The organism is Nitrosomonas sp., assembly GCF_021731985.1.
Taxonomy (GTDB): Bacteria; Pseudomonadota; Gammaproteobacteria; order Burkholderiales; family Nitrosomonadaceae; genus Nitrosomonas.
Map to the genome: position 1 here is coordinate 26,954 of NZ_JAKFWH010000028.1, position 9,409 is coordinate 36,362.

The window sequence follows — 9,409 nt, forward strand, 5'->3', positions numbered from 1 at the left end:
GTTTCAATTACGCGCACAAAACCTGTTGCAGTTTCCGGGATAAATGGGACCACTAAACGGATTTATCAAGTGCCGGAGAAAAGCTTTAGAGTACCGCAATCAAAATGGACCAGTAATTTCAAACGTTATGCCATCCTCATCACGCCCGGTCTTGCCGCGTTGTGAGCTGAAATATAAACGCGAACCGTCGGGACTAAAAGCGGGGCCGGTTATTTCCGAACGATCATGGCCTGCTACTTGTAACAAGGGCAGAACCTTACCTGCGGTCAGAACCACAATCTGCATATCGCCGCCATCCTCAGCCACTAACAAATCTCCCGTAGCATTGGTAATGATATTATCCACGCCGGTTAATACCGGCTGTAGATATAAAGCTGCATTGTAGACGACACTGAGGTGATGCTGTTGCACAGTATAAGCCCACACACGGTTATCGCCTTTGGTGGTGAAGTAGACTATGCCCTGGTGATACCAGATACCTTCGCCGCCATTAAACCGGGTGCTGCTGGCAACTTGTTTGCGCGTCGGTATCGTGATTGCTAGCGGATCAGGCAGTGCATGCCAACGCACTGTGCCAATAGGGCCTTCGACGACTTCGGCGACTTCCAAGAAACCGTCATTCAGATCAGGATTCCCGGCAGCATCAAATGAACGTGCGGTATAGCGATATAAACAACCATCCGGTTGATCTTCGGTCAGATACAGTTGCATGTTGCGCGTATCCACGGCCACCGCTTCATGCTTAAATATACCCAAAGCGCTTCTGACTTGCGCTGCTTTCCGGCCAAGCGGATCGCACTCCCACACCCGGCCTTTTTCAATTTCTTCGCACGACAGCCATGTCTGCCACGGGGTATGCCCGCCGGCGCAATTGCGGTTGGTCTGACTCAGAATCGAATACGCATCTATAACTTCTCCCTGTGCATTGAAACGTAATGCCCCTACGCCACCCGCTTGATTGCCCAGTTCGCTATTGGAAACATAAATCCAACCGCCATCAGCAGTAGCAAAAACAGCGCCGCCATCCGGCGCTGCATGCCATTTGTAGCCAAATAACTCTTGACCCGAGCGAGCTACAATGCGGGAAGTAAAACCCGCGGGCAGACGCACGCCATTCTGATCCGGCGGTAGCAGCTCTCCGCGTGCTGCCAAAGATAATGACAAGGATGCCGCCTTCAGCGGAGACGGCAACAAAGCGTTACCAAAAAAAGCACCTAAACCCATGAAACTGTATTGCAATAATTTACGCCGATGCGGGTTAAATGTATTCATATTGAAAACCTCATGTAGTAAATCCAAGCGATGGATACATGGGAGATAGTTTACAATGTTGCGCTGTCAAGGAATCTCTAAAAAACTATCATTTTGAAGCAGCGAGAAATCTATCGTGCTGATTGCCAAAGATTCCTCACTTTGTTCGGAATGACGAATGTGCATTATTCAGAGCTTTCACAAATGCCTATTAATATAAAAAGCGTACTGCAATGATTCAAATACTAAAACCAATTGTATCTCTACTGATGTTTTTGACTGTGCTGTTTTTTATCAGCACCATTTTAACGATCACGACCAGTTCTCCTTTCTGGCTCAGCACGGTTTTTTCACTCGCTTGTGCATCGCTGGCCGCATGGTTTACCTGGATACTGGTTTCTGGTGAAAAAGCGAACACCATTGTTGCCGTCATCGGCGGCGCATTAATTCTGGGCGGGTTGTTTTTTGTTATCGGTTTTTTAGGACCTATGGCCATATCGAAAGACACTGACCAGGGACCGATGATCGGAATCTTTATCGCAGCGCCACTTGGGGTGATTGTGGGGGCGATTGGGGGGTATGTTTATGCTTCTAGGCAGCAAGAGAGAGCGTGAGTGATTAAATAACTGTAGCTGAAATAGAGGATTATTGATATGGCAAAAGTTAATTTGGATGCTCTGATAGCAAGGGAAGATTTTGAGGTAGAAGAGAATGTTAATTCTGGCAAGAAAAAAGAAACAATTTCAATTGAAGATATAAAAGTAGATTCATTTTTCTTTTCAAATCTCAAAAAACCAGACTTCCAGAGAGAAACCAATGAATGGGACAGTCAAAAGATTTGTGAGCTTGTAAAGAGCTTTATAGAAGGTGATTTGATACCAGCAATTATTCTATGGAGAAGCACAGGTGGCTACTTATTCGTAATCGACGGTAGTCACCGATTAAGTGCTTTGTCTGCTTGGGTCAATGATGATTATGGGGACGGGAGAATCTCGAAACTTTTCTATGACGGCATCATTCCTGATGAACAAATAGATATTGCACAAGAAACACGGAAACTTGTAAACAAGACTGTTGGTTCTTATGAAGATTTTAGACTGGCTCTTGTGCGTCCTGATAAAGTTGGACCGGAAATTGTTAGACATGCTAAAAATTTGGGAGCATTGGCAATACAACTTCAGTGGGTTGAAGGTGACGCAAGAAAAGCAGAAAGTTCATTTTTTAAGATAAACCAGCAAGCTGCCCCAATTGATAAAACTGAATTAAAACTTCTTGAATCACGTAAAAAACCAAATAGTATCGCGGCACGTGCAATCATTAGAAGTGGGAAAGGTCACAAATATTGGTCATTATTTCCAGAATCCGTACAGATTGAAGTTCAAAAATTAGCTGCAGAGATTAATGAAATTCTTTTTGATCCAAAGCTTCAAACGCCTATCAAAACTCTTGATATTCCTGTGGGGGGAAAAGTTTATTCTTCTCAGGCGTTACCATTGGTTTTAGATCTGATAAATATTGTTTGCAATGAAAGATCTCAAGATAAAGATGACGAAACTGGCGAAGCTACAATACAAGCTCTCAAGAATGTTAGAAAGATTGCATATAGATTGAATAGTAATCATCCTTCATCGCTTGGCTTACATCCATCAGTGTATTTCTATTCTATGGAAGGGAAGCACAAAACAGCATCATTCTTTGCTATGGTTGATTTTGTAATAGAACTAGACAAACAAAGAAAGATAAATGATTTTATTGATGTTCGAAATAAATTCGAGAAATTTATTCTTGAATATGATTATCTAGTTCAACAAATTAATCGAAAATATAGAACAACTCAAAAAAGTTATAAACATATTTCAGAATTCTTTCAAAAAATTGTTTTTGCTTTTAAAGCTGACAAATCTATTGACGAAGCCATCAATGAAAGTATATCTAGCTCAGATTTTAATTATCTAACATTTAAGAATGTGCCTGAGCAATTTGTTTCCCTAGAGAAGGATTTCAGAACAGGTAAAAAGAGCGCAATTTATACAAGAGGAGCTTTAGAAAGTGCTCCGAGATGTAATATTTGTGGTGGTCTAATTCATAGAAACTCGATATCAATAGATCACATTCAGCGAAAACAAGATGGTGGTCTAGCATCCTTGGAAAATGGACAAATATCTCATCCATACTGTAATACAGGATATAAAAACTAAATAGAAAAGCGGCCGCCCCAATTCGTTTTCCTACGAACCTGAGCAGTTTTTCCAATATCTACTGGATCAGTGAATTCCCGCATGCTTCTTGTGCACAGGCCTATGACTATTGCTGGAGGACGGTAGAATATTCACCAACTCCATCATGCCATTGTCTTCATGAAAAACATTATGGCAGTGCATGACCAAGGAGCCGATGTAGTCCAGTGGTTTTTGCAGGAATTGCACGATATCACCGATTTCTGCATTCCCTTCCTTATCGGATTGTGTCTCGACCAGCAAAGTATCCCGCCAGATGGGGAACGGATATTTCACTTGTCCGCGCGAAACCAATTGAAATGAGTTGATATGGATATGGAACATATGCGTTCCCGCGGCGCTTTGCGCGGACCATAGATCGACTTGTTTCAATGCGAGATTACGCTGGCTGCGGATGGGATTGAAAACTCTGGCGTTGATGACCGATGCGCCACCATCAATCGGGGCGAATTCGCTATTGGTGAAACCAAAGACAGCACCCTGGGTAGGTAACTCGGGGCTTTCAGCAGCTGTAATGGTGATCGGCGCTGTTAGTCTGTTGAGTGCTTGTTGCGTTGGTACGTCGGTATTGTAGGCAATTTCACTCGTGCTGACCTCGACATTCACGGTGAGGATCGGGGTTAGCTGCGCATAGGTGGATGCTTGGCATAATTGATCTCTGGGAATCGCATTGCCGGACTGATCAACGCCATCATACAGAGCATAAGTGCCCGGTGTGGATGGCGCTTTTACCATTAAATCGAGTCTTTGGCCCGCAGCCAGGAAGAGCAGTTCATTGTTCAATACCCCTGCGCCATCGGTTGGCTTCACAATCGGGTTGGCCAAGAGTACCGGCAGATCGTTTTTTCCGGCATCGGGGTTCTGCACAGGAACGCCGTCTGCCGCAAGAACATACGCCGCCGGTGTTGCTGTGGCGGCTTTAGCGTTTGGCTGATTAACGGGTATCAGGCACATTGGGACGACATTGCCGATGCTACCGTTAATCACGCGCCAAAGCTGCGCCTCGTTGGTCGATAGGGTGATCGACGGCTGGAACTGGCCGTTGACGGATAATTCGTTATTGGTAATACCAGGGGCGGGTGGTTTTTGTCCACCGAATGCACAACCATTTTGATTGCCGTATACGCTCATGCAGTCGATGCGATAGGGATCTTTTTCAGTGCCTGAGCCGGTGTTATCCGGATAATTGCCGCCGTAAGCGACTTCCTGCAACAGGATAATTTGTTCGCGTGCTTTCTGCACTGCCGGCAAGCTTTCCAAACCATGCACCGGATCTTCAATGATTAAGGCGCCGGCAATGCCATTGGCCAAATGCATTGCGACCGCACCGTGTTTGTGCGCATGATACCAGTAGGTGCCGGAAGGGTGGTTGGCGGGAATTTTGTAAGCATAAGCAAATTTTTCCGTCACACAATTTTCTTTGCCGAATTCAGCATAACATTCGTTCAATGGTTCTTTGGGCGTTTTCTTCGGAAAAATATTCAGCAATACATTATCGCTCGGACTGCTCGGTGAAACGTGCAATCCATGGGTATGCAGATTGATGACATCAAATCCATGCGGATTAGTGGTGCTATGGCTTGCATCTCCAGCAGATTTTTCATAGTCGAGGTTATTCCGGAAAAGAATATTTAGCTTGTCTCCAGGGCGAACGCGTAACGTAGGACCAACCAGTAAATGGTTGGCAGATTGGGAGGCGGCTGGCTTGCTATGAGTGAGTTTTGCTCCGCGCACACTTACCACCGGATTCTCGCTGGGGCCGTTCTTGGCAGTCGGCGATGGGCCAAACAGTGTGTACTTGGCGGATTCAACATCCAATTGCACGCTTAATGATTTCGTGGAGCCGGAACTGGCTGATACAGGCATTTGCAGTGGCGCAGCGTGAACAAGCGCATGTGTCAATGCGATCGTCATGACGAGAAAAACAAAGAAGATTAATTGGATGGTGGATAACTGATAGGTGTTTTTTTTCATTTCTTTATTCCTAATGAGTTGCTGATCAACCAGCCATTATTTATCCGGTTACTATGGCTGGGCCGAGGAAGAAAGTACCGATTGAATCAAGAATTCCGGTCAAATCGTGCTGGAGCACTAAAGATCCTTGATCGCACTTTGATTGGGTTGCGAGTTCATTGATTGCTATCGTAATTTCCTGGAAATGCATGGATGCTGAATGTCAGAGACCCTGTTCTATATTGTGTTATCAAACAGTGCTAGCAAGCTGTTTGGCCTGCTCAGCAACGATTCCAATCTCTTCGGTAATAGCATCGGCCTTGCTTGGATCTATGCCAAGATCGGTACATTCCTGTTCGGTAATTGATTGTGTCGTGTGTTCGGCGCTCGCAAAATCCGGCAGCATTTTTTCTGCAATATTGACAAGTTTGACCAGGGGTTGGCCGACTTCGGCATTCGTGTGGTCGGGTATATGGTGATAGCGTATCACAGCAATGATTTCCACCGGTAATCCCCAATGTGTAGCCAGTTGTGCGCCGATCTCGCCATGATGTGTGCCAAGTAGCTCGTGCTCTATTTCTAAAAGTGATATTCCGGAAGCAGTACTCAGTCTTTCATAAAGTGTATCGCCGATATCTTTTGCAATAAAGTTTAGTACGTTATATCCAATGTCATGCAAGAGTCCTGAGAGGAAAATTTGATCATCCATCGGGCGGTTTCGTGCAGGTATGTGCCTGGCAATAGCACGCATCGTAGTGGCAATGGCCATACTGTGAGCCCACAAATCAGTAGATTTAAATTTACCTTCAGGTGGTTTAGCCAAGGCTGATAGGGTGGCCATGCCGATAGCGATTGATTTCACCTGCGTCAGACCCAAGAACATGGCTGCATCGCTGATCGAGGATATTGTACCTGGTACTCCAAAAAGGGAAGAGTTTGACAGCCCAATGATCTTGGCAGAGATCTGCGGATCTTGCGCGATGAGTTTGAGCAATTGCGTTTCACCTTCGTCTGTATTCAACGCTAATGCAAGCATTTTTTGGGCAATGACCGGCATAGCAGGCAGCGTATTAATACGCTCAAGAGATTGCTGCAAGTCGATGATGCTGTTAGTCATAGTGAGTTCCTCCCGTGGAAATTCCACTTCTCTTAGTACAGTTCTACTCATGCCGGATACCTATAATCAATGTCACAATGATGGTTTGGCCCAACATATTACGATGAGAAATTTTCAAGTAATTAGTATTTCACAGCACAATCATCTACTCTGATATTTGGTGAGATTCAGTGAATATCGAATTACTGGAGTAGGTGCCAAGATGCGTCATTATAGAAAGCATCCGTAATGTGTATTGGGTAAATAGAGATGTGAAATGTTATCTTTTCTGAGAAAGCGCACCTTTTTTGATAAAGCGCACGATAAAATTTGCTAGATGTTCGTAAGACTCATTTAGCTTGTAATAAACTGACACATCGTGTGTCAGAAAAATGACCTTGCCCTGTAATTCCAATTACAGATAGAAACAGCAATAATTATATCGTAATAATATATTAACTACAGTTAGTTATGTATCATATATATTTGCATGTCTATCGAGAATTGGAATAAGAACGTATTTCTTAACTGAGGTTTTTAGGTTGAATAATCGCTGGCTATTGATGAAGTGCTGGGTTGCAAGGAAAACATGGCAAATAATTACGGAAACTTAGGTAACTTATATGAGACACGTAGTGATCTTGATAAGGCGGAAGTAATGTATGAAAAGTCGCTAAAATTATTTCAAACTATAGATTCTCCGAAAGCATAGTAAATGAACCTGCCGGCGTTACTTGAGTTGGAAGAGCCAGTTATATCAACACAGATTCATTATCTTTTTGAACCGGTTCGGGTTCAAAGCTACTGACTTTTATCTATCGCGAATTTGGAAATATGACTAAAACTTAGCGCCGGTTCCAATTAGCTCGGCTGAGGTTATCTTGTACGAGAAATTCTCAGGGTCCAAGTTATCCAGTGTTTTTCCATCAATTTCTGCATGAGGGAACATAAAGAAAGGTAATTTTCCGGTACTATTCGCAGGGTTTAGTGACAAGTCGTCAGCATGATTGAATGTCAACCAGTTCATCTCCCAAGTACCAAAAAATTTTTCCCTTAACTGAATGATCTTCGGATCATCCAGAGGCAGGTTTTCTAATTTTGATACTTGTTGAACATCGGCCGGATTAACCGGTATCCAGCCGCGGCCGGCTAGAAAGAATTCAGCCCGGCAGTGTTGGGATTGACTAATGTCACCGTATTGCCCGATACAAGGGTGTAATTTTGATTCGTTGATGCGAATGCCATATTGGTTTCGTGCAGGAATATTGGCTGCTTTTGCAAGCGCAACAAACAATGAGTTTAGATCAACGCATTTTCCGGTCAGATCATTTTTCTCAAGCATGGATTTAACATCGCCTTGCCCGCGTCCACGAGTTCCTTGATCATATTGTGCATTGTCTATGACCCAATCATAGATAGCTCTTGCCTGTTCCAAGGTCGTTGCGGCATTTTTTTCCTTTATGATGGAGTGTGCGGTTTCACGTACAATGCCATTCGTTGGTTTTAGGTGAGTTGGGTTAAGGTAATTCTTGATGCTACTGGGCAGTGCAGAATTCTTGCTTGCAGGGTAAAGAGCAAGATCAAAGGAATGGCTGGCAGTTTTTACAATACAACTGACCGTGACATGCCGCTGATTGCTCTTCTGTTTTCCTTGCCATTCTGCTTTAAAAATGGGAAAGGCGCTTGTGCCGATGGTAGAAAATGAAGCTTTTGTAGCATTGCCGCTCCAGTTGCTGCCTTGTGTGAATTGAAAACCAGGATCATTGGTATCAGGTAGCGGAAGCCATAAGCGGGCGGAATTACCTTTATCCGGAAGATCAACTTGAAAAGTCAGGCGATAACTGATCCAATTACTAAAATCCGATGATTGCACAGGCTGTTGCGTGGCCATTAAGGATGAGATAGGGAAAGTCAGTACACTTGATCCAATTAATTTAATAAAATCCCTTCGCTTCATGTTTTCCTTTATGGTTTCTTTGAGTCACACAAATTTTATCCTATCAATTCTTTATGTCAATACAATGCAGGTTATTACTTCTAAATGATTACTGAAACAGCAAATTGTTTGCCTACCGTTGAAATTGAAACGAGACCTTGTCCTACTCATACCGTTGTGTGGTTACATGGCTTGGGTGCCGATGGGAATGATTTTGTGCCGATAGCCAATGAATTGGAACTATTGCCTGAAACATCGATTCGGTTTGTTTTTCCGCATGCGCCTGAGCGGCCGGTCAGTATAAATAATGGGTATATCATGCGTGCCTGGTATGACATTTACCATGCTGATTTTAATAATCGCCAGGATGAATCCGGTATTCGTGATTCACAAAAAGCCATTGATGCTCTGATTGAAAGGGAAATTCAGCGTGGTATCCCATCAAAACATATCCTGTTGGCCGGATTCTCACAAGGCGGTGCGATGGCGTTGCAGGCCGGCCTGCGTCAGACCAATCCTCTTGCTGGGATTATCGCTTTGTCATGCTACTTACCGCTTGCGGAAACACTTACGACGGAAGCCAGCGTTGCAAATGCCTCAACACGAATATTTATGGCGCATGGCATTTATGATGCAGTAATACCCATAACACATGCAATTGCTTCGAGAGAGAAATTACTTACTGCTAATTATACGCTCGAATGGCATGAATACCCTATGGCGCATAGCGTATGTGAGCAGGAAATAGGCGATATTAGCCGCTGGATGGGGCGTATAACTGGATAAGCTTCATCCGGGATAGGCCTTAGTTAGTAAGCATTATCTTTACGCAGTACGATCCAGACGGTTTTGAGGATGATCCAGAGGTCGAGCCAGATAGACCAGTGTTTAAGATAATACAAATCGTGTTCGATACGCGCTTTCATTTTTTCCAAC

Annotated in this window: 8 protein-coding genes; 3 read left to right on the top strand and 5 right to left on the bottom strand. The window is 44.0% G+C overall.

Going from position 1 to position 9,409, the window contains the following annotated elements; translation table 11 throughout:
* Positions 1-99: 99 nt before the first annotated feature.
* Entirely contained in the window at positions 100-1,272 is a 1,173-nt protein-coding gene (locus QZ942_RS03405) for an alkaline phosphatase PhoX (protein WP_292993265.1), read from the bottom strand.
* A gap of 212 nt (positions 1,273-1,484) precedes the next feature.
* Between QZ942_RS03405 and QZ942_RS03410 the strand changes: the two genes are divergently transcribed.
* Together QZ942_RS03410 and QZ942_RS03415 are read left to right on the top strand one after the other, a co-directional pair.
* Positions 1,485-1,865 (top strand): multidrug ABC transporter permease, encoded by a 381-nt coding sequence (locus tag QZ942_RS03410; protein WP_292993267.1) that lies wholly within the window; start codon positions 1,485-1,487, stop codon positions 1,863-1,865.
* Between the two features lie 39 nt (positions 1,866-1,904).
* Positions 1,905-3,449, top strand: coding sequence for a DUF262 domain-containing protein (locus QZ942_RS03415; RefSeq protein WP_292993269.1), 1,545 nt, complete (start codon positions 1,905-1,907; stop codon positions 3,447-3,449).
* A gap of 66 nt (positions 3,450-3,515) precedes the next feature.
* On the opposite strand, the gene QZ942_RS03420 is transcribed toward QZ942_RS03415, so the two are convergent.
* From QZ942_RS03420 to QZ942_RS03430, 3 genes are all read right to left on the bottom strand, one after another.
* Complete coding sequence (locus QZ942_RS03420; protein WP_292993270.1) at positions 3,516-5,462, bottom strand: multicopper oxidase domain-containing protein; 1,947 nt, start codon at positions 5,460-5,462, stop codon at positions 3,516-3,518.
* Positions 5,463-5,691: 229 nt separating this feature from the next.
* Entirely contained in the window at positions 5,692-6,609 is a 918-nt protein-coding gene (locus QZ942_RS03425; protein WP_292993271.1) for an HDOD domain-containing protein, read from the bottom strand.
* A 766-nt stretch (positions 6,610-7,375) separates the two neighbouring features.
* Positions 7,376-8,494 (bottom strand): transglutaminase family protein, encoded by a 1,119-nt coding sequence (locus QZ942_RS03430; RefSeq protein ID WP_292993273.1) that lies wholly within the window; start codon positions 8,492-8,494, stop codon positions 7,376-7,378.
* An 84-nt stretch (positions 8,495-8,578) separates the two neighbouring features.
* Between QZ942_RS03430 and QZ942_RS03435 the strand changes: the two genes are divergently transcribed.
* Positions 8,579-9,259 carry a dienelactone hydrolase family protein gene (locus tag QZ942_RS03435; protein ID WP_292993274.1) on the top strand — a complete coding sequence of 227 codons (681 nt, stop codon included), beginning with the start codon at positions 8,579-8,581 and terminating at the stop codon, positions 9,257-9,259.
* Positions 9,260-9,282: 23 nt separating this feature from the next.
* Here the strand turns inward: QZ942_RS03435 and QZ942_RS03440 are convergent, their stop codons facing one another.
* Positions 9,283-9,399, bottom strand: a complete 117-nt coding sequence (locus QZ942_RS03440) for a sugar transferase (RefSeq protein WP_292993138.1) — start codon at positions 9,397-9,399, stop codon at positions 9,283-9,285.
* Positions 9,400-9,409: the final 10 nt, after the last annotated feature.

Excerpts from the sequence above, each read along its gene's own strand:
- QZ942_RS03405 (WP_292993265.1), bottom strand. The coding sequence starts at position 1,272 with ATGAATACATTTAACCCGCATCGGCGTAAATTATTGCAATACAGTTTC.
- QZ942_RS03410 (WP_292993267.1), top strand. The coding sequence starts at position 1,485 with ATGATTCAAATACTAAAACCAATTGTATCTCTACTGATGTTTTTGACT.
- QZ942_RS03415 (WP_292993269.1), top strand. The coding sequence starts at position 1,905 with ATGGCAAAAGTTAATTTGGATGCTCTGATAGCAAGGGAAGATTTTGAG.
- QZ942_RS03420 (WP_292993270.1), bottom strand. The coding sequence starts at position 5,462 with ATGAAAAAAAACACCTATCAGTTATCCACCATCCAATTAATCTTCTTT.
- QZ942_RS03425 (WP_292993271.1), bottom strand. The coding sequence starts at position 6,609 with ATGAGTAGAACTGTACTAAGAGAAGTGGAATTTCCACGGGAGGAACTC.
- QZ942_RS03430 (WP_292993273.1), bottom strand. The coding sequence starts at position 8,494 with ATGAAGCGAAGGGATTTTATTAAATTAATTGGATCAAGTGTACTGACT.
- QZ942_RS03435 (WP_292993274.1), top strand. The coding sequence starts at position 8,579 with ATGATTACTGAAACAGCAAATTGTTTGCCTACCGTTGAAATTGAAACG.
- QZ942_RS03440 (WP_292993138.1), bottom strand. The coding sequence starts at position 9,399 with ATGAAAGCGCGTATCGAACACGATTTGTATTATCTTAAACACTGGTCT.